The 22,207-nt window shown below is 60.9% G+C and carries 16 protein-coding genes; 12 read left to right on the top strand and 4 right to left on the bottom strand.

Features of this window, described 5'->3' with window-relative positions:
- Positions 1–4 precede the first annotated feature (4 nt).
- Entirely contained in the window at positions 5–3,118 is a 3,114-nt protein-coding gene (locus BMZ66_RS19035) for a TIM-barrel domain-containing protein (protein WP_092677283.1), read from the bottom strand.
- Positions 3,119–3,251: 133 nt separating this feature from the next.
- Between BMZ66_RS19035 and BMZ66_RS19030 the strand changes: the two genes are divergently transcribed.
- The 7 genes from BMZ66_RS19030 to BMZ66_RS19000 all read left to right on the top strand — a co-directional run bounded on the left by BMZ66_RS19030 (position 3,252) and on the right by BMZ66_RS19000 (position 12,843).
- Positions 3,252–4,325, top strand: a complete 1,074-nt coding sequence (locus tag BMZ66_RS19030; protein ID WP_092677281.1) for an NYN domain-containing protein — start codon at positions 3,252–3,254, stop codon at positions 4,323–4,325.
- A 303-nt stretch (positions 4,326–4,628) separates the two neighbouring features.
- Positions 4,629–6,806, top strand: coding sequence for a M3 family metallopeptidase (locus BMZ66_RS19025; RefSeq protein WP_092677278.1), 2,178 nt, complete (start codon positions 4,629–4,631; stop codon positions 6,804–6,806).
- 410 nt (positions 6,807–7,216) lie between these two features.
- Positions 7,217–7,567 carry a hypothetical protein gene (locus tag BMZ66_RS19020; protein WP_092677276.1) on the top strand — a complete coding sequence of 117 codons (351 nt, stop codon included), beginning with the start codon at positions 7,217–7,219 and terminating at the stop codon, positions 7,565–7,567.
- Between the two features lie 228 nt (positions 7,568–7,795).
- Positions 7,796–8,140 (top strand): hypothetical protein, encoded by a 345-nt coding sequence (locus BMZ66_RS19015; protein ID WP_092677273.1) that lies wholly within the window; start codon positions 7,796–7,798, stop codon positions 8,138–8,140.
- Between the two features lie 248 nt (positions 8,141–8,388).
- A complete protein-coding gene (locus BMZ66_RS19010) occupies positions 8,389–8,784 on the top strand; it encodes a hypothetical protein (RefSeq protein WP_092677271.1) in 396 nt (131 codons plus the stop codon).
- Between the two features lie 210 nt (positions 8,785–8,994).
- Positions 8,995–10,095 (top strand): helix-turn-helix domain-containing protein, encoded by a 1,101-nt coding sequence (locus BMZ66_RS19005; RefSeq protein ID WP_214607032.1) that lies wholly within the window; start codon positions 8,995–8,997, stop codon positions 10,093–10,095.
- A gap of 273 nt (positions 10,096–10,368) precedes the next feature.
- Complete coding sequence (locus BMZ66_RS19000; RefSeq protein ID WP_092677784.1) at positions 10,369–12,843, top strand: outer membrane beta-barrel family protein; 2,475 nt, start codon at positions 10,369–10,371, stop codon at positions 12,841–12,843.
- 156 nt (positions 12,844–12,999) lie between these two features.
- Here BMZ66_RS19000 and ggt read toward each other — a convergent pair whose 3' ends face one another.
- Positions 13,000–14,754, bottom strand: coding sequence for a gamma-glutamyltransferase (gene ggt / locus BMZ66_RS18995; RefSeq protein ID WP_177204810.1), 1,755 nt, complete (start codon positions 14,752–14,754; stop codon positions 13,000–13,002).
- Between the two features lie 142 nt (positions 14,755–14,896).
- Between ggt and BMZ66_RS18990 the strand changes: the two genes are divergently transcribed.
- The 5 genes from BMZ66_RS18990 (at position 14,897) to BMZ66_RS18970 (ending at position 20,533) form a co-directional block, all read left to right on the top strand.
- The gene (locus BMZ66_RS18990) at positions 14,897–16,945 is read left to right on the top strand and encodes an alpha amylase C-terminal domain-containing protein (protein WP_092677269.1); all 2,049 of its coding nucleotides are present in this window, start codon (positions 14,897–14,899) and stop codon (positions 16,943–16,945) included.
- A gap of 407 nt (positions 16,946–17,352) precedes the next feature.
- A complete protein-coding gene (locus BMZ66_RS18985; protein ID WP_143080291.1) occupies positions 17,353–17,682 on the top strand; it encodes a DOMON domain-containing protein in 330 nt (109 codons plus the stop codon).
- A 12-nt stretch (positions 17,683–17,694) separates the two neighbouring features.
- A complete protein-coding gene (locus BMZ66_RS18980; protein WP_092677265.1) occupies positions 17,695–18,621 on the top strand; it encodes an NAD(P)/FAD-dependent oxidoreductase in 927 nt (308 codons plus the stop codon).
- A gap of 89 nt (positions 18,622–18,710) precedes the next feature.
- The gene (locus BMZ66_RS18975) at positions 18,711–19,910 is read left to right on the top strand and encodes a GTP-binding protein (RefSeq protein ID WP_143080290.1); all 1,200 of its coding nucleotides are present in this window, start codon (positions 18,711–18,713) and stop codon (positions 19,908–19,910) included.
- 86 nt (positions 19,911–19,996) lie between these two features.
- Complete coding sequence (locus BMZ66_RS18970; protein WP_092677261.1) at positions 19,997–20,533, top strand: hypothetical protein; 537 nt, start codon at positions 19,997–19,999, stop codon at positions 20,531–20,533.
- Between the two features lie 623 nt (positions 20,534–21,156).
- Here BMZ66_RS18970 and BMZ66_RS18965 read toward each other — a convergent pair.
- The gene (locus BMZ66_RS18965; RefSeq protein ID WP_092677259.1) at positions 21,157–21,414 is read right to left on the bottom strand and encodes a hypothetical protein; all 258 of its coding nucleotides are present in this window, start codon (positions 21,412–21,414) and stop codon (positions 21,157–21,159) included.
- Between the two features lie 271 nt (positions 21,415–21,685).
- Complete coding sequence (locus tag BMZ66_RS18960) at positions 21,686–22,018, bottom strand: hypothetical protein (RefSeq protein WP_143080289.1); 333 nt, start codon at positions 22,016–22,018, stop codon at positions 21,686–21,688.
- Positions 22,019–22,207: the final 189 nt, after the last annotated feature.

Below are 22,207 nucleotides of genomic sequence, written 5' to 3'. Positions count from 1 at the left end.
TAAGTTATTGGGTTACAATAAGTCGCTGGTGCTGCTCGCCGGCTTGGGCCGTGTACACGCCAGGTGCTACGGCCCGGCCCTGCTCGTCAAGCCCGTCCCACTGCAGCCCGTGGGGGCCGGAGGCGGCATCGAGCTCAAACGAGCGCACAAGGCCGCCTTGTGCGTTGCGGATAATCAGCTGCGCCGGGGCCGCGCCCATGGTGTGGCGGGTGTAACGTAGGGTAGTGCCGCGGGGGCCGAATGAGCGGTTGTCGGGCGCTTCCAGGGTAAACGTTTCGGGGTCGTGGCCAGCAGCAGACTCCCCGACGATTCTCAGGCCGCGCAGGCTTACTGCTGCGGCGGCCTTCATTGTGAACTGAATGGTCAGCTCTTGCCGGGCAGCGTTGTAACTGGCTGCCTCGGCCGGGGCCATCTCATTGTCCAGATAAATGGCGGTGGGTGGCGCCGCTACCCGCTGCACCAGCAGGTGCACCCGCCGCGAGGTTGGCTGCCCGGTGTAGCTACCCTTGCTGCTCAACACCACATCGGTTTGGGTGGGGGTGTAGGTGCCGCTCATGGTCAGCGTCTCGTACTGCTTTTGCTCCAGAGCGCGGGCCGAGTGGCCATCATCGTCGTACATCGTGAACTCTGATTTCGAACTAATGGGGTCGGGGTAATAGCGTAGCAGAAGCGTATCGGGCCGGTATTGGGCGGTGCTGGGCCGGTAGGCCGTCATGGGTAGGAAGGCACCCGCGCGCACCAGTAGCGGCGTATGGGCCAGCGGCGCGGTCACGCCCACGTTGCGCCCGCCGGGGTAGGTTTGGTTGGAGTAGAAATCTATCCAGTTGCCCCAGGGCAGCTCCACATTGCGCCGCCGCTGGCTGGGGTGAAGCACGGGCGCCACCAGCAGGTTGGGGCCGAGCAGGTATTGGTCGTTAGCATTAGCCAAGCGTTTGGCTTCGGACGTACTCAGCGGTAATTGAGTTCTAGGATTCCAGTACCTCTTATCAGCACTGGGGCTGCCCCAATTTGAATCTATATCCTTCTCAGTAAAACCAGCCTCTTTTTCCTCCTTCGATAGCGTTATTGGTTCAGATATAGGAAATGCGTTCGCTTGCATATTGTCTATATAATCCTTTACGAAAGCGTCGTCAAAGTCAGTGCTCCGGGCCAAAGGCGCACCGGTTGTCGTATTCTGCCAGGCCAACGTGTACAAATACGGCAGCAGCTGATACCGCAGCTGCACCGCGTTGCGCACGCTGCTTTTGTAAGGTTCGGGATAGTAGTACGGCTCGGGCGGCACGCCCTCGCCGTGGGGGCGCAGGATGGGACAGAGGCTGGCCATCTGCAGCCAGCGGGTGTATAGTTCGCTGTCGATGCCGCCCACGCAGAAGCCGCCGGCATCGGAGTGCATGTAGCCCACTCCCCCCTGGCCCATGCCCACCATCACCGGAATCTGGGCCTGATAGCCACTCCAGGAGCGCTGAATGTCGCCCGACCACGGAAATACCGAGTTGCGCTGCATGCCCGCCCAGCCCGAGCGGGCCAGGTTGAACACCCGCTCATCGGGGTATTCCTTCGCGTAGTTGTCCTGGAAAATGCTGGCCCACACTTGGCCGTAGGCGTTGTGCACGGCCCGGGCGGTTCCGTTCACATGGCGCATGGAATCAGGGTGGTTTTCGGGCTCGCCGAGGTCGCTCCACCAGCCGGCCGCACCCTGGTCATGCAGGCGCTTGTATTGGGCCCACATCCAGGTGCGGGTTTTGGGCTTGAATACGTCGAGGATACTGGCCGGCCCGGCCCAGAACGAAGCCACCGTGAACGGCTTGCCCGCTGCGGTGGTGCCCACCAGGCCCTGGGTGCGCACGAGGCTGTCGTTGCGCGAGGTGCGCATGACGTATGGCTCTGAAATCAGAATGGTCTTGATGCCCTGCTGCTTCAGGCTGCTCATCATGCCAGCCGGGTCGGGAAACTGGCGCGGCGCCCAGGTGAAATCGCCCTGCCGGGTGGTGCCTCCAAACCAGTACAAATCCAGCACCAGCGCATCGAGCGGGAAGTTTTCGCGGCGCATGCGGCTGGCCACGTTCTGCATTTCAGTATCGGTTTTGTAGCCGAAGCGGCTCTGAATGAGCCCCAGCGCCCAGCGTGGCGGCAGCGGCTGGCGCCCGGTGAGGGCGGTGTAGCGCTCCAGGATTTCGGCTTGGCTGCGACCCGTTATTACGAAATAGCTGAGCGAAGTCAGACCCTCGCCACCATATTCCAGTACGTTTTTATCGGTTTTGCCCAGGTCGAGGTAGCCGGGCGCGTGGTGGTCGAAGAACAGCATGTAGCCCCGGCTGCTGAGCACCGTGGGCAGGGTGATGTTGAGGTTAGGCTCGTTGTTCTGGGAGCCGTAGTGGGCCTGGTTGTAGAGTTCGAGGCGGTAGCCGCGCCGGTCTACGGGCAGGGCGCGGGAGCCGGTGCCGTACAGCCGTTCGCTCGGCGCGAGGTGGAAGCGCACGGCCGTATTTCCAACAGTTAAAGCCGTTGGACTCTGAGGCTCACGGCGGATAATGCCGATGGTTGCGCTACCACTTTCGACTTCTTTTGAAAGATTGTCTTCAACGGTAACAGCTAGCGTTTTTTTGTTAATTCTGATTGATTGACAATTAATGATAAACTGCACATGGTCGGAAAGATTATAAACCCCCGAGCAGATGTCATTTCCATACTTTTTAACGTCTTCACGATAGGGTGGCCCATCGCAACCACGGTTGCAATGCGTCTCATAATGTACCGCCTCCTGTCCTTGTGGCACGCTAACTGACGAAACGGCCACAGGAGTTTTCCCGGGGGGGTAGTAAGTTATTTTAACTACCCCTGGTGCCCAGGCTTGAATGAGTTGATGGCTGCCGTCAGTAGCTTTAATATCCAATGAAATACGTGTTTCGTACGCTTTCAGGTCAACGTTTCTAATGACTTGGTGCGACTTATACCGCCCGCCCGGCACTGCCCGCGCCGGCACCACGCGCTTCTTAAACGGGTCAGTAGCTGGGGCGCCATCGGCCACGCGCTGGGCGTGGGCAGCGGGCGCGGGGGCCAGCGCCAGCAGGCCCGACAACACCAGGAAAATACTTTGAAAACGGGCCGGTGAGTTCATTAAACGCAGAAAAGGGCGGGAGGCGGCAAGTTACGGCCCACCAGGTAGACAGCGAATAGCCTCTGCTGCTCGTAAACCATCGGGAACAAGGGCTGCTTTTAGGCCCTCCGTGCAATCTAATTACGTTTGTTTCATGTCGCCCAAGTCTCTTGCCTCGCCGTACGCGGCTATTTTCATTGATTTCGAGAATATCTATTATTTCCTGAAAAACCACTTCCAGGACCCGCCCGAACTCAACGACTACGTGCTCGACATTGTGGGCACGCTGCGCAAGCAGCTCCACGAAAAGGGCCTCGATTCCTTAATCAGTTACGCCTACGCCGACTTCGAGCGCCTGGCCACCGCGCCCCAGGGCGCCCTCTACCTCATGGGCGTGAGCACTCGCAACGTGCTGGGCACCGACCACAAAAACGCCGCCGACATGCAGCTCTGCATCGACGCACTGGAGGTGATGTACACCCGGCCCGACATCGGCACCTTCGTGCTGGTGGCCGGCGACCGCGACTACATTCCGCTGCTGCAGCACCTGCGCCGCCAGGCCCGGCAGGTGCTGGTGGCGGGCTTCCGCGAATCAGTTTCCGGCGATTTGCTCCAGAACATCGGCGCCGAAAATTTCCTTGATGCCCGCGACCTGCTGGCCCCCGAAAGCGTGGCCCAGCTGGAAAAGCGCCGCTCCGACCGCCCCCGTGCCAACGCCGACCAGCGCCGCCAGCGCGAGCAAAGCCTCGCTTCGTTTGGTGCCCAAGCCGGGCGCGCTGCTTCCGCTGCGGAGGGTGCTGGCAAAGAAGAAATCACGGATTCAGAAGCTTCCGGCAGCGCGTCGCGCCCCGTTGTGCCGGCCTCAGGGCGGCCCACCACGTCCCGCCCGCCCGACGAAGTGACCGATTTCGCCCCCAGCCAGCGCCTTGCTCAAGATACCGAGCTTCGAGCGCTGGCCTTCATGCTCAAGGAGTTTCAGAAGCTCGAAGCCAAACAGCAGCGCCGCGTGCGCGAGCTGTGGCTGGGGCCCTTCATGCGCCTGCTCGCCGATGAGCTGCCCGAACTGACCGATTATGAGCGCCGCGACCAGCTAAACAAGCTGCGCGAAGCCGGCGCCATCCGCATCGAAAAGCGCGAGGGCGAGCCCCATCCATTCTCGGTCATTGTAATGAATTACCAGCACCCCAACGTGCAGGAGCTGCAGCCCACCGAGGAGCCCGGGAACTAACTACTGGCCTGCGACTGCTTGTGAGGCGATTCGCACTATGTAGAGACGCATAATTGCGTCTCGTCGTTGAACGGTACCGTGAACGATTATCTAAAGGCGCGGACGCCGAGACGCGAACCGAAGGTCGGCGTAGCCAAGTGTCGCGTCTCTACATCATGCCAACGGCTACTTCGCGAAAATCAGCAAATCTTTGTCACACCATTGAATTCCCACTTCAGAAAACTGCGCATGTCTCAACCCAAGTTTTCCGCTGGCAAAATTGTCTTGTCCAGTGCTTTTATCACCCTTAGCCTTGCTGCAACCATGACCGCAACGCCAAGCCACGCCCAAAACAGCCCGGCCGGGAACGCGGCCACTGCTTCAGCCAACTCCAATCCGCTGCTAGCGTCCTGGGCTGGCCCCTACGGCGGCGTGCCGCCCTTCGACAAGGTGCAGGTAAACCAGTTCAAGCCGGCTTTGGAAGCGGCCATGGCCGAAAACCTGCGCGAAATCGATGCCATTGCCAACAACAAGGAGGCGGCCACCTTTGAAAACACCATCGTTGCGCTGGAGCGGGCCGGCCAGCGGCTCGATGAAACCCGGACGGTGTACGGCATCTGGTCGGGCACGCTGAGCAGCCCCGAAGTTCAGGCCATTGAGCGCGAGATGTCGCCGCGCATGGCTGCTTTTTCCGATAAGATTAACCAGAACGAAGCTCTGTTTAAGCGCGTGGAGGCGGTGTACAACTCGCCCGAAAAGCAGAAGCTCACGCCCGAGCAGCAACGCCTCTCCTGGCTGTACTACAACAACCTGGTGCGCGCCGGCGCCAAGCTCGACGCCAAAGCCAAAACGCGGTTGTCGGAAATCAACCAGCAGCTGGCGGGCCTGTTCACCAAGTTCAGCCAGAACGTGCTGGCCGATGAAACCGACTCGGTGCTGGTGCTGAAAACCACCGCTGACCTGGCGGGCCTGCCCGCCTCGCTGCAAGCCGATGCCGCCGCCGCGGTAGCCTCGCGCAAACTGACTGGAGCCGGCGCCATCACCAACACCCGCTCCAGCATCGAGCCGTTCCTGACTTACTCCGACCAGCGCAAGCTGCGTGAGAAGGCCTGGCGCATGTACTACAACCGCGGCGATAACGGCGGCGCGCACGACAACAACGCCATTATCACTGACATTCTGCAGCTGCGGGCCGAGCGCGCCAAACTGCTGGGCTACAAAACCCACGCCCACTGGCGCCTCGACAACACCATGGCCAAAACGCCCGAGGCCGCCATGAAACTGATGGAGCAGGTGTGGACGCCCGCCGTGGCCCGCGTGAAGGAAGAAGTAGCCGACATGCAGGCCCTGGCCCGCAAAGAAGGCGCCGGCGCCGATTTCAAAATCGAGCCCTGGGACTACCGCTACTACGCCGAGAAAGTGCGCAAAGCCCGCTACGACCTCGACCAGAACGAGGTGAAGCAGTACCTGCAGCTCGACAAGATGCGCGAAGGCATGTTCTGGGTGGCCGGCGAGCTGTTCAACTTCAACTTCAGCCCCATCACCAGCGTGCCCGTGTACCACCCCGACGTGAAGGTGTGGGAGGTGAAGGACAAGACCACCGGCCAGCACGTGGGCCTGTGGTACTTCGACCCCTACGCCCGGCCCGGCAAGCGCTCCGGCGCCTGGATGAATGCCTACCGCAACCAGGAGCGCATGGACGGCAAGCCCGTGACAACCATTGTTTCTAACAATTCCAACTTCGTGAAAGGCAAGGAAGGCGAGCCCACGCTCATCTCCTGGACCGACGCCACCACGCTGTTTCACGAGTTCGGCCACGCCCTGCACGGCCTGTCGTCGAACGTGACCTACCCGTCGCTTTCCGGCACCAGCGTCGTGCGCGACTACGTGGAATTCCCCTCGCAGGTGCTCGAAAACTGGCTGCCCACGCCCCAAGTGCTGCAAAAGTTTGCGGTGCATTACCAGACTGGCAAGCCCATACCGCAGGCGCTGGTCGACCGCATCGAGAAGGCTTCGACGTTCAATGAGGGCTTTGCCACCACCGAATTCCTGGCCAGCGCCCTCATCGACATGAAGCTGCACCTGGCCGGCGACCAGAAAATCGACGCCGATAAGTTTGAGCGCGAAACCCTGGCCCAGCTCGGCATGCCCCGCGAAATTGTGATGCGCCACCGCACGCCGCAGTTCTCGCACGTCTTCTCGTCTGACGGCTATTCGGCGGGCTACTATAGCTACCTGTGGTCGGTAGTGCTGGCGGCCGATGCCTACAGCGCCTTCACCGAAGCCGGCGGTCCCTACGACAAAGCCGTGGGCCAGCGCCTGACCAGGAACATCTTCTCCATCGGCAACACCGTGGACCCGGCCCAGGCCTACCGCAACTTCCGCGGCCGCGACCCCAAAATCGACGCGCTGATGAAGGAGCGAGGCTTCCCGATGACCGCCAAGAAAGCCAGTGCTGCTCCCGCCAAGCCAGTGAAAAAGGCAACAGGCAAAAAGAGCTAAGCCAACTCAATTAGGTGTAAAATAAAATTGTCATGCCGAACGGAGCCGAGGCACCTCGCTCGCTTCGTTGCTACGATTGAGTTACTGCCGCACGCGAGATGCCTCGGCTCCGCTCGGCATGACGGACTTTCCGCTCCGTATGACGGGACGGCCTTCTTGAAGTAAGTTTCGAGCGGTCAGCCAAGAAGCTGATTCAAATACAAACGGCTCCGGTTTTCATCGGGGCCGTTTGCGTTTCCCGCCATTGTGCGGTTGAGCTAAGCTGCGCGCTGCAGAACTCCTGCATACCCGAAAAGTTTGGTTAATTTTTCGTTAAATAAAAAAGCCAAAATATTGTACGTCCGTAAGTTAACAAGTGTAGCCGGAGCGGGTTGCTAACCCATACTTCCACAATTTTAAACTTGACTACCATGGACAATTCCCAATCGCAGAGCAGCCAAGGCACCAGCCAGCTCGACGCCACCCTCAATGCCCTGCAAGGCGGTTTGGCCAATGCGGCCGGCGCGGCCGGCCCCAACATTGCGGGCTGGATTAAAACCCTGCAAGGCAACCCACAATTTTCGGGAATCAGCTCGGAGCTGCAGAACCTGCACGATGCCCTGGGCAGCGGCGCTTCCGACACCGGCGCGCTGGCCCAAAGCCTAAGCACCCTCGGCGAGCACACCAGCAAAGCCGCTGACTCGGCCACGCCCGATGCCCAGGACAAGCTGCGCCAGTTGGGCCAGGCCCTGAGCTCGGCCGCCGGCCAGCTGAAAGGCTAGTCATACCGACTTCAGCAAAAAAGGCTGCCGCTCCGGTATAGGAGCGGCAGCCTTTTTTGCTGAAGTAGAGCCCACAAAATCCGGTGAGGATGATGGCTGGGGGAGCATGAATGGTGCGCCACGCCCAACTAAATATGGGCAATACATTCTGGCATTTGGCTCTGCTTTCCCAACCTTTCCCGGGGGGCGGCAGTAAATCAAAGGGTCCTTCCACCATCCATTTTTCCCATGTCCAGATTCAATCCTGCCTCTTCAGGCCCCGCCCTCGACGCTGCCATCGATGCCATAAAAGGCGACCTAACCGCTCTGCCCGCTGCCAGCCAGCTCGATAGCTGGATGCGACTGCTTGACGGCACCGGGACCGGCGCGCAGGGAGCCATGCTCGAGGAAATGACCAGCCTAAAAGGCTACATCAGCAAGGGCGACGTGGCCAACATCAGCCATTCGCTCCGCACGCTGGGCCAACTCACCACCAAAGCCGCCACCGAAACCGACGTCGACGAAGAGCTTAGCAGCAAGCTCAACCGCTTGGGCGAAGCCCTGCTGGCCGCCAGCACGTCGGTAGTAGGGTAGGGCTTGCCACACTCAAAGAGCTTTTTTGAAGCTCACAGCAAAGGCGGCCGACCTCAAGGTTGGCCGCCTTTGCTATTTCTAATCTCCACCCAACTACTCCGCGCCTTGCGCCAACGACTGCACCCTGGAGTTGGCTTTTTGCCTGTTGTGCTGCGTACCTTCGTGGCCGCAAGTCCTAGCTCAGCGCCCCTGCCAAGTGGGGAAGCGGCGTGTTGGGGCCGATTTTTTCATCTTCCTCAATTCCTCCCATGAGCCTCATTCCCCAGATTGAATCCAGCATCCAGAGCATCTTCGCGGCCATCGGCAACGGTTTCCAAATGGACCCCGCCGCGGGCTACAACCAGATTGACAATTGGATTCAGAGCCTGCGCGGTACCAATGAGCCCGCCATGCGCCCCATTGTGCACGAGCTGGAAGCCCTGCGTGGCCACATCGATAACAACAACGCCGCTGGCATGGCCGTGGCCTTCCAAAACCTGGGCGAGCTGACCGCCCAATCGGCCCTGTCCATCCACAACTTCCGCGGCGAAGGCGACAAAGCCCGCGAAATCAGCCAGAAGCTGACCGCCGCCGCCGGCAACCTGCGCCTGATTGCCAACGCTGCTGGCGCCACCAGCTACTCGGTTGAAGCTCCCAAGCATTAATTCCGTATCGGCGGTCGCGACTTGCTAGCCGCTCCGCCGACTGCGCTTACCCGTTAAAAGCCCCCGCGGAGTGGCACTTGCCTCGCAAGTGTCTCCTCGCCGGGGCTTTCTCCGTTATGTTCGTTACCGGCGCCCAGTTTGCCGGTCCGCTACCCGGCCCTTCCCAGCATGGATGATAGAAGCTTAATCAGGATGGTCAGCCTTGTGGCTGTGTTCGTTTCGTGCCTGCTCGCAGTGTTTTTGCTGACGGTCAGGACCAGGAACCGGCTGGCCAACGTGCTATTCGGCGTCTTCATCCTGCTCAATGCCGTTGACATCAGCTCGTGGTTCAGCAACCAGTTCCTGCTCCGGTATCCCACGGTGCTGGTGTTCAAAGCCACCACCGGGGCCATCATCAACCCCGTTTTCTACCTCTACGCCTTAGCGCTTTGCTATTCTGATTTTCGCCTCAGGGCCAGGCACTTGCTGCACCTTACGCCGTTTGTGCTGGTGAACCTGGTGCTGATGCCGCGCTTCTATCTGGCAGATGCGGCGGCTCAAAGCAGTTTTCTGGCGCATTTCGGGTCCACGCCCGAAGCTACTTTCATGCTGGTGCTAGGGCACTTGCAATTCGTGAGCTACACCGTGGCCGTCTTTCTGACCCTGAGAAAATACCGGCGAGCCTACCGGGAGAACTACGCCGATACGTCCATCATCACCCACGACTGGCTGTTTCAACTAACGGTGACTCTCACCGTGTTGCACGCCATCGTTGTGCTGAAAAATGCCCTCGGCTTCACGCCATACAGCCATTTATTCAACGGTTTCGAGCTGCTGGTCGGCATCAATGCCACGTGCATTCTGTCTTGGTTCGTACTGAAAGCGCTCTACAACCCCGGGCTTTTCCGAAGCATCGACTCTACCATCGCGCCGGTTGAAGACCTCCAAGCCGAAAAAGCGCCCGCTGCCCCCGCAGCCCCAGCGCAAGCGAGCCCCAAAATTGAGGCGCAGCTCAGCCGCTTGCAAGCCCACATGGCACAAGCTGAGCCCTACCTCGACCCCGAGCTGACCATACAGGACCTGGCCAACCACCTCAATCTGCCCGTGCGGGAACTGTCGCTGCTGATTAACCACCACTTGGGCCAGCACTTTTTTGATTTTGTGAACGAGTACCGCATCCAAAAGGCCAAGCGTCTGTTAAAGGACGATTCCCGAAAAAACCTGACCGTGCTCGAGATTCTCTACGCCGTTGGTTTCAACTCTAAATCCTCGTTCAATACTTCGTTTAAGAAACATACCGGCCTCACCCCAACCCAGTACCGCAGCGCCTGACTCCACGCCAGCGAGCCGCCGCAAAGGCCAGATTTAGTTCATGGGCTACCGTTGCGGGCCGCTGCGCAGCTTTGGTGTAGTACGGTGAATTGATTATTATAAATTACTGATAAGAAGATAGTTGTAAAAAGTCGTACGTCGATTGCAGGAAGTCGAACTCATTTTTCTCCGGAAAAAGGGTTCGACTTTTTTAGTCAGTCGCAGGGCTTGAGGCGGGCCAACACCTTTGCTGCACTTGGCGCCGATGCCAAGGAAACCCAGCTGCTTGCTGCCATGGCCAACCTCCTTGCAATCTCCCTCGGGCCAAGTACTCACAACGCCTTTTTACGCCGCCTCGTGGCCGCGTTGCCGGGCTTTTTAGGAGCCAGCAAAGGCCGCCGTTCCGCCTTGCTGCTGGTGAGCTGGCTGCTGCCCCTTTGGGCGGCTGCCCAGAGCACGGTGAGCGGCCAGGTAATGGATGCCACCGCGCCCATCGCCTGGGCCAACGTTGTGCTGTTCAGCCCCGAGGGCAAGCTGGTAGCGGCCACCACGACCAAAGAAGACGGAAACTTTGCGCTCAGCGCCGGCAACGGTGCTTATAAACTTAAAATCAGCTTTTTGGGCTTTGCCGATTGGGAGCAGGACCTCCAATTGGAGCAGGCCACTTCGCTCGGCACCATTGTGTTGCGGGCCAGTGCCACTGGCCTGCAGGAAGTGACGGTGCTTGGGCAGAAGCAACTGGTTGAATACCAACCCGACCGCGTGGTCTTCAAAGTCGAAAACAGTGTGTCGGCTACGGGTGGCGATGCCGTGGGCGCCATCGGGGCCGCGCCTGGGGTGCTGGTGCGCAACAACGCCATCGGCCTGCTGGGCAAGGGCGCGGCGCGCGTGATGGTCGACGGGCGCTTGCTGGAATTATCGGGCGAAGAGCTGGTGGCCTACTTAAAATCCATCCCCGCGAGCAGCATCAAGAACGTGGAAGTGATGACCAACCCCCCGGCAAAATACGAAGCCAGCGGCGACGGCATCATCAACATTAACCTGAAAAAAGGCCTGACCAACGCCTGGAAAAATACCGCCACGCTAGCCTACGAGCAAAACAAGTATGGTGCTTACGCGCTAAGAGACAATTTATTATACAACAAGAACAAGCTCCGCCTCGCCCTGAGCGCCGGGGGCAAGCGGGGCAACACCAACGTGCAGCAAACGCTGGATACCCGGTACCCGCAGGGGACATGGGAGCTGCGCTACGCCGGCAAACAGCACGAAGACAACGCGTCAGGCCAGGTGGCCGCCGACTACGACCTCACGCCGCGCACCTCCGTGGGCGTGCAGTACGCCGGCAGCTACGCGGCCCCGACCAGCCGGGACTATACCGTAATCAGTATTTTTAGTCCAAGAAAAGTGCTTGACTCACTGTTGGTTAACAGCGGAATCCGGCAGGTCAGCACAAATACCCACGCCTACAACGCGCACTTAGTGTCGGTGCTGGACACCCTGCAGCGCAAGGTCTCATTTGATGCAGACTACTTCGCTTACAACTCGAAAATCGACAACGATTTCGGGGCAGAAACCTTTTTGCCTCTAGGCAACTACCTGAATACCAACCTGGCCGCTCGCAACATCTCGCACCAGCGGGTCAATAATTTCAGCGCGAAAGCCGACGTAGAACACCCCTTGAAGTGGCTCAGCTTGTCGTACGGAGCAAAATTCAGCTCGATTGACAGCAAAAGCAGCATCGAGTACTACAACACGCGGGTGGAAAACCCGGTGCCAGACCCTAGCCGCTCGAACGCGTTCGAGTACCGTGAAAACACGCAGGCGCTCTACGTGAGCGGGGTGCGAAACACTACCGAGAAGCTAAGCGCAGAGCTCGGCGTACGGCTGGAACGGACCCAAACCCGCGGGTATTCAGCTACCCTAAACCAGTTGAATAGCAACGAGTATCTAAAGCTGTTTCCGACTGCTTACGCGCAGTACAAGCACGATGCAAACCACAGCGTGCAGGCCAATTATGGTCGTCGGGTGGCCCGGCCCGGGTTTGGCATTCTAAACCCGTTCCGTTCCTACCTCAACAGCACCAGCTATTCGGAAGGCAACCCGTTTTTGCAGCCTTCCTTCACCGACAATCTGGAGCTGACGTACGCCTACCAAGCGTTTCGGACAAATGCCTTTGCGAGCCGGACCGCCGCCGGGTTTGGGCCCGTATTCACGTCGTTTCCGGCCACGAATACGTTGGTTATCAGCCGGAAAAACTACTTCAACGAGTATGCCTACGGCCTGGGGGAAAGCTACACCGCCACCCCCGCGCGCTGGTGGCAGACCCAAACGCAGCTATACGTGCTGGGTTCCAAAACTCGCTTTGTCACGGACATTCAGGCCACGCCCCGCAACAGCCTGCAACTGCACGCCTCAACCAGCAACACCTTCACCCTACGCAAATCGACCAAGCTGCAAGTAGATTACTCCTACAGCTCGCCCTTCACCAAGGGCCTGTACAGCGTGGGCTACCTATCAGGCCTGAACCTATCGGCCAAACAGGGCTTATTCCACGACCGAGTGCAAGTGTCAATGCTCCTGAACGACGTGTTCAACACCAACTACTTGAAAGACTACACCTCGACCGTCAACGGCGTCGAACAGGTGTACAGCGAAAACAACAGCAGCCGGTTCTTTCGCTTGTCGCTCACCTACGATTTCGGCAACAGCCAGCTAAAGGCAGCGCAACGTGATTTCGGCAACAACGACGAGCGCCGCCGCACGAATTAGTACGGTGGCAGTTGTCGGTTGTTTGTTGTCAGGCTCTGTAGTAGGTGTTTTGGAAACCGGCGCTGCCCGGTCGGACGCCTAGGGCGTCGGACCGGGCAACGACTCACGAAACAACTTACTGTATAAAACGAACAACTGACAACGAGTAACTAACAACTAATACCCAACGGCCATATCATCGCCGCGAGGGTCGGCTCCGCCTTCTAACTTGTTGTCGGGGCGCACCCTAATGATGTCGAGGCGGCCCCAGGGCAGGCGGGGGTTGAGGCGGTAGCCGCGGGCCCGCAGAGTGTCCTGAGCCGCAGGCAGTAGCGCGCCCGATTCTACGTCAATTTGGTCGGGCAACCACTGGTGGTGCAGGCGCGGGGCCGTTACGGCCTGCTGAGCGTTGAAGCCGTAATCGACCACCGCCAAGATGGTTTGTAATACGCTGGTGATGATGGTGCTGCCGCCCGGCGAGCCCACTACCAGGGCCACCTTGCCGTTGCGGGTGAGAATGGTGGGCGTCATGCTGCTAAGCATGCGCTTGCCGGGCGCAATAGCGTTGGCCGTGCCGCCCACCAGCCCGTAGGCGTTAGGCGTGCCTGCTTTGGAGCTGAAGTCGTCCATCTCGTTGTTGAGCAGGAAGCCTGCGCCGGGCACCACTACTTTGCTGCCGTAGGCCCCGTTGAGGGTGGTGGTGCAGCTCACGGCATTGCCGAGGGCATCGACAATGCTGTAGTGGGTGGTTTCGCTGCTTTCGTAGCCGGGAAAACCCGCGCCCGCCGTGACTTCGCTGCTGGGCGTGGCGCGGCCCCGCGAGCGCATGGTGGCGGCCCGCTGGCGGTTGTAGTCCAAGTCGAGCAGCTTTTGCACGGGCACGTAGCCAAAATCGGGGTCGCCGAGGTAGGTGGCGCGGTCGGCGTACACCCGGCGCTCAGCTTCGGTGACGTAGTGCACGGCCAGCGGCGTGTGGTAGCCGGCCTGGGCCAGGTCGATGGGCTCCAGCATTTGCAGCATCTGCAGCAGGGCCACGCCGCCGCTGCTGGGCGGCGGCATCGTGATGACGTCGTAGTCGCGGTAGCGGCCACGCAGGGGCTCGCGCCATTTGGCCTGGTAGCTGTCGAGGTCTTTTTGGGCCACGAGGCCGCCTGTACGCTTCATTTCGGCCAGGAGCAGGCGGGCAGTTTCGCCGCGGTAGAAGCCAGCGCGGCCCTGGTCGCGCACGCGGGCCAGGGTGCGGGCCAGGTCGGGCAGGCGCAGGGTGTCGCCGGCCTGCCAGTCGCCGCCACCGGGGCGCAGGTAGGCTGGTGTGCTGCCGGGGTTGTGTTTCAAGAATTCGGCCCGGGTGCGGTTGAGGCCGGCGGCTTCTTTCAGGGTGAGGGGGAAGCCTTTGGCAGCCAGTGCCACAGCAGGCTGCACCAGCGAGGGCCACGAGAGCTTGCACAGCTGCTTATGCAGGGTGGCCATGCCGGCCACGGTGCCGGGCGTGCCCACGGCCAGCGCGCCGGCGGTGCTCAGGCCCTCCACCACGTTGCTCTGCTTGTCGAGATACATGTCGCGGGTGGCCGCGGCGGGGGCTGTTTCGCGGAAATCGAGGCTGCCTGCCGAGCCGTTGCGGTCGCGGTAGAGGAGGAAGCCACCGCCGCCAATGTTGCCGGCCACTGGCAGCACCACGGCAAGGGCAAATTGCACGGCCACGGCCGCATCGTAGGCATTGCCACCGCGCTGTAGCACCAGGGTTCCGATGTTGGAGGCCTCCGGGTGGGCCGATACCACCATGGCGTAGTTGGCCAGGCGCGGCGCGGCGGCCGCAGGAGTGGGGGAGGCCAGAGACCCCTCGAAGGCGCGCGAGGTGGAGGTGACGGGGCGCTCGGCTGAGCAAGCCAGCAGCAGCGCCAACGGAAAGGTCCAAAACCGGGTATTCTTCATTAAGCAAATAAACACCAGCTTCGATACGATAACTACCGTCGGCCCCAAATAGCGGCCAACGCCAGGGAATTTGTTGCGAAGTAGCATCCAATGCTAGGCCGGTAACCCTGAAACGTTACTTTTGGCCTAAACCTTCCGCATCATGGCCAACTCAACTCCGCTTCTGCCCACCGTTCCCAAGCAACCGGACCTACCGCCCCTGGCCTTGGTTGAAAACGACGAATGGCTGGCGCCGTTCGAGCCGATTTTGCGCCGCCGTCAGGCGCGGCTCCAGGCAAGGCTGGCCGAAATCGAAAAGTATCACGGCTCACTGGCCCAGTACGCCACCCTGCACCAGCAGCTGGGCCTGAACCACGACCCCAGCCGCGGGGGCTACGCCTACCGCGAGTGGGCGCCCGGCGCCGAGGCGCTGTTTCTCATCGGCGATTTCAACAACTGGGACCGTCAGGCCCACCCGCTCAAGCGCCTGGAATTTGGGGTGTGGGAGGTGTTTTTGCCCGATGCCGAGTATAGCGACCGCCTCACGCACGGCAGCCGCTACAAAGTGCACGTGGTGACGGCTGCCGGGGGCAAAGACCGGCTGCCGCCCGCCCTGCGCCGCGCCGTGCAGGACGAAGCAACCAAGGATTTTGCGGCCCAACTGTGGGCGCCCGAAACCCCCTTTGCCTGGACCGACCAAGGTTTCGACCTTAAAGCGGCGGTGCCCGAGCCGCTCATCTACGAAGCCCACGTGGGCATGGCCACCGAGGAAGGCCGGGTGGGCACCTACCGCGAATTTGCCGATAACATCCTGCCCCGCATCGCGGCCGGCGGCTACAATACGGTGCAGCTCATGGCCATTATGGAGCATCCGTACTACGGCTCGTTTGGCTACCACGTGGCCAACCTGTTTGCAGCCAGCTCGCGCTTCGGCACGCCCGAAGACCTCAAGTACCTCATTAACACAGCCCATGGGCTGGGCATTGCGGTGCTGCTCGACATTGTGCACTCGCACGCCGTGAAAAACGAGGCCGAGGGCCTAGCCAATTTCGACGGCTCGGGCAACCTCTACTTTCACCGCGGCGACCGCGGCAACCACCCCGGCTGGGACAGCAAGCTCTTTGACTACGGCCGGCCCGAAGTGCAGCGCTTCTTGCTCAGCAACCTGCGCTACTGGCTCGAAGAATACCACTTCGACGGTTTCCGCTTCGATGGCGTGACCAGCATGCTCTACCATCACCACGGCGAGGGCGTAGCCTTCATGGGCTACGACAACTACTTCGGCGCCGGCACCGACGAGGATGCCATTCTCTACCTGCAGCTGGCCACCACGCTGGCCCACGGTTTCAAGGAAAACTGCCTGCTGATTGCCGAGGACATGAGCGGCATGCCGGGCCTGTGCCGCCCCATTGCGGAGGGCGGCGTGGGGTTCGACTACCGCCTGGCCATGGGCATTCCCGATTTCTGGATTAAGCTCCTCAAGCACACGCCCGACGAGTTCTGGCCCCTCGGCGACCTCTGGCACACCCTTAGCAACCGCCGCGCCGGCGAGAAAACCGTGGCCTACGCCGAAAGCCACGACCAGGCTCTGGTGGGTGACAAAACCCTGGCCCATTGGCTGTTCGATGCGGGGATTTATGCCCACATGCAGGCCCTCGACCCAGACCCCGCCGCCGCCCGCGCTCTGGCCCTGCACAAGATTATCCGGCTGCTCACCCTATCGGCGGGCGGAGAGGCCTACCTCACCTTTATCGGCAACGAGTTTGGCCACCCCGAGTGGGTCGATTTCCCGCGCGAAGGCAACGGGTGGAGCTATCATTTCGCCCGCCGCCAGTGGAGCCTGGGCGACAACCCCGACCTGAAATTCCATCAGATGGGCAACTTCGACAAAGCCATGGTGCACATGGCCGGCGCGCAGCACGTGCTGGCTGCGGGCCCCGCTACGCTGCTCAAGCACGACGAGGAAAACAAAGTGCTGGTGTACGAGCGCGGCGGGCTGGTCTTTGTGGTGAACCTACACATCGAAAAGAGCCTTACCGACTACCGCTTCTGGGTGACGGAAGAAGGCAAATACCGCGTGGTGCTGTCGTCGGACAACCAGTTGTTTGGCGGGTTCGACCGCACCGACGAGGCGTTTGTTTACGAAACGTTTGAGCACCAGCTGAGCCTCTACGTGCCCAGCCGGGTCGCGCTGGTGTTGGCGCGGGCTTAGCCGGCGGACTCGCGGCGCTGTAGAATGCAGCGAAATTTTGCCAGATGTTAAAAACCGGCCTGCTCCTTTCTGGGGGCAGGCCGGTTTCGTTTACAGTAGTGAAGTATTGTTATGCAACTTGGCTACTTTATCCCGAAACCAAAAGTTCGCTGATGTTTGGGTATTAGGTTGAGTTGCACAGGGATTATTTGCGCAGCCTTATCAAGACAGGAGGTGGGCATTACGAAGCAGGTTCCTATAAATGCAATAATGTTGCATATTTGCTGAGCATGATTACCTTTGAGTTGTATATCAACTGAAGGCAGATGCAAGCAGTAGGCCAGCTACCAATAGCTGAGAAGCGCACGGCTGATTCTTGGAGCGTGGCGGCTCCAGTTGTAACGCTTGTCTATCTGAATTCCTGCCTCATGTCATTCCTTCACCAGTTGCTATTGTTTCGGGTATCGGCTTTGTCGGCCGGGCTGTTGCCTTCAGCAGCTCAGGTACAGGAGGTCACCATTTTTTCGTCGCCTACTGTGCCGCCCGTGGTGCGCGCCGTGCATGCCCCGGGGCCAGTGAACGTCGATGGCCGCCTTGGTGAGGCTGCGTGGCAAGCCGCGCCCGTCATTCGCAATTTCCGACAGGTGGAACCCAACCAGGGCCAGGCCGCCTGCCCCGACACCGACGTGCGCATCAACTTCGATGAGCGCAACCAGCAGCAGCTCAACAGCAAGCTCACCTACATCAGGCAGTTCTAATCTATACGCTCTATGTCTTCGTCTTTGGATTTTGATTTTATCATCGTGGGCGGCTCCTACGCCGGGCTGAGCGCGGCCATGGCCATGGGCCGGGCCCGCTGCCGGGTGCTGGTGCTCGATGCCGGCGAGCCGCGCAACCGCACCACTCCCCACGCCCACAACCTGTTGCTTCACGACGGCGACACCCCCGCCGCGCTGGCCGCCCGCGCCCGGCAGCAGGTAGCCGCCTACCCCACGGTGCAGCTGCTCCAGGCCCGGGCCACCAGCGCCGAAAAACTCCCGGACGGCACCTTCCGAGTGAGCACCGCTGCCCACGGCGCTTTTGCGGCGCCCACGCTGCTGCTGGCTACCGGCCTGCGCGACGAGCTGCCGCCCCTTCCGGGCTTCGCCGAGTGCTGGGGTACTTCCATCATTCACTGCCCTTTCTGCCACGGCTACGAAGTGGCCGACCAGCCCACCGGCCTGTGGATGAACGGTGAAATGGTGGGCCACATGGTGGCCATGCTGCTGAACTGGACCCAGGAGCTCACGGTGTTCACCAACGGCCCGGCCACGTTTAGCGACGATGTGCGCACCCTGCTCTCCCAACACGGCGTGGGCCTGGAAGAAACCCCGGTAGCCACCTTGCTGCACACCGGCGCGCAGCTCGAAGGCCTGGGCTTGGTCGATGGCCGGGCCCTACCGCTGCGGGTGCTCTACGGCAAAGTAGCCTGGCACCAAAGCTCTGACCTGCCCGCGCAGCTGGGCTGCGAGCTGGACGAGGTGAGCCTGCTGCGCGTGGACGAGCACAACCAGACCACCGTGCCCGGGGTGTACGCGCTGGGCGACAACTGCACCATGATGCACCAGCTGGCCAACGCCATTGGCGTGGGCAACCGCCTGGGCGGCGTACTTAGCCGCAACCTGATTCTGGGGCGCACCCTGCCGGAGCTGGCCTGAGGAGATGCCTCATGTGAATTAAAAATCATTGCTAATCAGATGGACAACAGTTGATTTTCAGCAGTTCCCTGACGAATTACCTCTTGCCTATGTCCCTTCATTCAAGTGAACACAGCGCAACGCAGACCGCTAGTCTGGCCGCACCCGACCGCCTGCCCGTCACGGTGCTCGGCGGATTCACCGGCGCGGGCAAAACGTCCGTGCTCAACCACTTGCTGCGTCAGCGGGCCGAGTTGCAACTGGCCGTTATCAGCAGCGACTCCGAACCGGTTGCCGCCGCAGTGGCCGTGGCTTCGCTCTCGCACACCACCGAAAAAGTGATTCGACTGGCCACCGAAGCCGGCACCCACGAGCTGCGGGCCGACCTACTGCTCGAAGCCGGCCGGCTGGCCCGCGACCCGCAGTTCGGGTACTTGCTGGTGGAGAACCCCGGCCTGGCCGCGCTCCGGCCCGTGCGCCACACATTCTGCCTGGGCAATCCGGCCTACGGCCTCGACTTGCCCCGTCGCACCCGCCTCGATACCCTGGCGACGGTAGTGGACGCCGGCCGGTTTCTGTCGGATTTCCTCGCGCCCGCCGACCTGCCCGCCCACCCCGACGATGCCGACCAGGCCCTGGGCACCCGCGCCGAGGTGCTGGCCGAGCAGGTAGAGCAGGCCCACGTGCTCATCCTCAACAAAACCGACCAGGCCACACCTGCGGAGCTGGCCCAGCTGCGCACGCTGCTGCACCACCTCAACCCCGCCGCCCGCCTGGTAGAAGCCCGGTTTGGAGAAGTAGACCCGGCCGAGCTGCTGCACACCGGGCTGGGGGCGATGGCGACCGGCGAGTTATTCGACCTGGACCCGCCGACGCCGGCCCACGGCATCAGCACCTGTCACTTCCGCGACGAGCGGCCCTTTCACCCGGAGCGACTGTGGGAGTTGGTGCGCCACGGTTGGCCGGCGGGGCTGCTGCGTTCCCAGGGCCTGTTCTGGTTGGCCTCGCGGCCCGAAGAGGTCATGGGCTGGAACCAGGCCGGGCCCTCGCGCCGCGTCGAGCCGGTGGGCACCTGGTGGGCCGCCGTGCCCGACTGTGACCAGGACCCCGGCTTCCGGCGCGACGAGCTGGGGCTGCTGGCGCGCTGGCACCCACAGTTTCAGGACCGGGTGAACACGCTGCGCTTCGTGGGGCAGAACCTGGACGAAGCCCGGCTGCGCGCCGACCTCCAGGCCTGCCTTTGCACCCCGCTGGAAATTGGCCGCTGGCGCCGCGGCGCCCTCTTCGCCGACCCGTGGCCGCGCCACTAACCGCCAGCCGGCTGTTGCCCACCGCTACCCGACACGTGTCATCACAAAGCAGCTTCCTTAACTTTCAACCATCTCACTCTGAACTTATGAAAAAGAACATTCCATTCCTCGCTCCCTTGCCCGCCGCTTTGCTCGGCCTCACGCTGGCGTTCACGGCCTGCCAGTCGGCCACCGACAAAACCACTGAAACCGGCACGGCCACCGAAGGCGCGGCCGCCGGCTCGCTCACGCACGAGCAGCTCCTGGCCGACCACCAGCAGATGGAAGCCGACCACCGCACCATGCAGGACGCCGACGAGGTGATGGAAAACGACCACGCCGCCGACCTGGCCGCCGCCAAAAACTCCAAAATTGACAACACGCCAGCTTTCCGGGACCTCGAAACGCGCCACACCGCCCTCATTGCCCAGCACCGGGAAGTGGTGCAGAAGCACAACGACATTCTGCAGCGCCACGCCGAGCTCGAGCAGAAACACGCGGCTGACGCGGCCGGAAACGCATCGGCCTCAGCCGACCACGCCCGCATGAAAACCGAAGACCAGGAAATGCAGCGGGAACACCGCCAGCTCGTCGAAGACCACCAGAAAATGCAGGCTGAGCACGCTGCTTTGCTGAAAAAATAACGCTTTATAGCACCTGCCGTCCCTCGCGTGACTCCCCATAGTAGCGCCGGGCAAATTGCTGATTGTGACGCCAACGCTAGCTCTGCCACCCGGCGGCTGGCGTTGGCGTTTGTGCGCGCGGTGCCCCGCTGTCCAACGGCAGCTGCCACCGTCTCCTGGTCAGAGGGTGAAGTTTATACCCGGTCGATGCAGTGGTGTGAGGGGAATGCCGGTGCGCTTGGGCAATCGGAAGTATTTCGAGTATGCCTGGCCTAGAAATGCTGCGTTCTGGGCCGTGTTAGTTCTTTACTACCAAGCCTTGCTGGTACTGTAAATCTAGGCTTGCGCTACTTGAGCCCCAGTGGTCGGCTATTAGGTGCTGAATTGGTGAGTGCTGCTGGCTGACCTCACCGTTGATTTGGATGAATTTATTTATCGAGCCAGCATTCTATTAATCAAACGATAACGAAATGTTGCTTTGCCTCTCGGAGGTGTTGAGTGACGAATGCCCGGCAGGCCAGTTTTCGTTAGGCTTTGTGGTTGGCGGCGTGGTTGGGCCTCAGGCGCCCGTGCTAGGGCGCAGGTCTTCGGAGAGTAAGGTGCGAAGAAACCCGGTTGCGAAGGCTTACGCTACTCAGCCTGAGTTAATCTACGGCCGCAGTGTTCGCCGCAAGGTTTGCCTGCCGCAGGGCCAGGCGAAAATAAACCAGCGAGCGCCGTAATTCTGGCCCCTGAAGGGTCTGGCAGAGCTGTTGACGCTCTTGCCGGTTCAAGGGGATGGAAGTCACCGGATGGTGTCCGCGGACCACGGCAATCTTCCACGGCTCTTCCGACCGTATCAAAATACCTTGGTACTCAGGACCAAGGTAGGCTTCGAGGGAGGTGAGTGCTTTAACCATCATATAGAAAGATAGCAATTAAATTTGGTGTTTTTTACGTTCGGCTCGACCCTTTCACAATAAATGTGCCGTAGATTGTCCCCAGTAGTATGGGCGAGCACGCGCTAATGAATAAAAGGAACCCATTGTGGTGCATCCACGGGATGCGTATCCGATTCCTGGGGCTTACAAAATGAGCGCCGGCGAAAGGAGAGAAACCAACCGCACGGTCTGGGGCGCGCCGGCTTGCATTGTCGATAAAAAAGTAGTGTTGTTGCTCTGGCCGACGCCCCGGCTAGCGGCCTCCCTGCCGTGTCCATTCCTGCCAGGCGTCGGCGCCGTACCAAACGGCGCAGCGGGTGAGGAGGGTACCGGTGGCTTCGTCGGCAAACACTTCCAGGGGACCAATGCACAGCAGCGGCACTTCGTCGCGGCTCACGTAGCGGTAGCCTTGCCACACCATATCAATGAGGATGCTGTCGGCGTAGTCCCAGAGTAGTTCTTCTTCCTCATCGGGCACCGACTCTCCCCAAGCAAAGAGGGCCCGCCGCAGGGCAGTAGCGAGGGGATAGGGCCGATGACGCAGGATGGCATCGGCCAGAATGTGTTGCTCGGCAGTGGGGTTCACAGGGCATGCGGCCACCCGCCCCGGTCCGGGTTCGGGGCAAACCCGGCCGCGGGGAAGGGCTGGAAAAGCCGCGCGGGGAAGGTGGCAAAGGTCATGAGCCGGCAAGGTAGGCAGGCGGTTTGAAAATCTGTAGCCCAGGGTGACTTAATGAACAAGGCCCGGCCCGGAGTAACCGGACCGGGCCTTGTT

It is taken from the genome of Hymenobacter arizonensis (assembly GCF_900115775.1).
Lineage (GTDB): Bacteria > Bacteroidota > Bacteroidia > Cytophagales > Hymenobacteraceae > Hymenobacter > Hymenobacter arizonensis.
Note: the sequence above shows the minus strand (reverse complement) of the source record. Positions and strands in the feature narration are given on the sequence as shown.

Excerpts from the sequence above, each read along its gene's own strand:
- BMZ66_RS18970 (WP_092677261.1), top strand. The coding sequence starts at position 19,997 with ATGAAAAAGAACATTCCATTCCTCGCTCCCTTGCCCGCCGCTTTGCTC.
- BMZ66_RS19000 (WP_092677784.1), top strand. The coding sequence starts at position 10,369 with ATGGCCAACCTCCTTGCAATCTCCCTCGGGCCAAGTACTCACAACGCC.
- BMZ66_RS18975 (WP_143080290.1), top strand. The coding sequence starts at position 18,711 with ATGTCCCTTCATTCAAGTGAACACAGCGCAACGCAGACCGCTAGTCTG.
- BMZ66_RS18990 (WP_092677269.1), top strand. The coding sequence starts at position 14,897 with ATGGCCAACTCAACTCCGCTTCTGCCCACCGTTCCCAAGCAACCGGAC.
- BMZ66_RS19020 (WP_092677276.1), top strand. The coding sequence starts at position 7,217 with ATGGACAATTCCCAATCGCAGAGCAGCCAAGGCACCAGCCAGCTCGAC.
- BMZ66_RS19030 (WP_092677281.1), top strand. The coding sequence starts at position 3,252 with ATGTCGCCCAAGTCTCTTGCCTCGCCGTACGCGGCTATTTTCATTGAT.
- BMZ66_RS19015 (WP_092677273.1), top strand. The coding sequence starts at position 7,796 with ATGTCCAGATTCAATCCTGCCTCTTCAGGCCCCGCCCTCGACGCTGCC.
- BMZ66_RS18965 (WP_092677259.1), bottom strand. The coding sequence starts at position 21,414 with ATGATGGTTAAAGCACTCACCTCCCTCGAAGCCTACCTTGGTCCTGAG.
- BMZ66_RS19010 (WP_092677271.1), top strand. The coding sequence starts at position 8,389 with ATGAGCCTCATTCCCCAGATTGAATCCAGCATCCAGAGCATCTTCGCG.
- BMZ66_RS18985 (WP_143080291.1), top strand. The coding sequence starts at position 17,353 with ATGTCATTCCTTCACCAGTTGCTATTGTTTCGGGTATCGGCTTTGTCG.
- BMZ66_RS19025 (WP_092677278.1), top strand. The coding sequence starts at position 4,629 with ATGACCGCAACGCCAAGCCACGCCCAAAACAGCCCGGCCGGGAACGCG.
- ggt (WP_177204810.1), bottom strand. The coding sequence starts at position 14,754 with ATGAAGAATACCCGGTTTTGGACCTTTCCGTTGGCGCTGCTGCTGGCT.
- BMZ66_RS18980 (WP_092677265.1), top strand. The coding sequence starts at position 17,695 with ATGTCTTCGTCTTTGGATTTTGATTTTATCATCGTGGGCGGCTCCTAC.
- BMZ66_RS19035 (WP_092677283.1), bottom strand. The coding sequence starts at position 3,118 with ATGAACTCACCGGCCCGTTTTCAAAGTATTTTCCTGGTGTTGTCGGGC.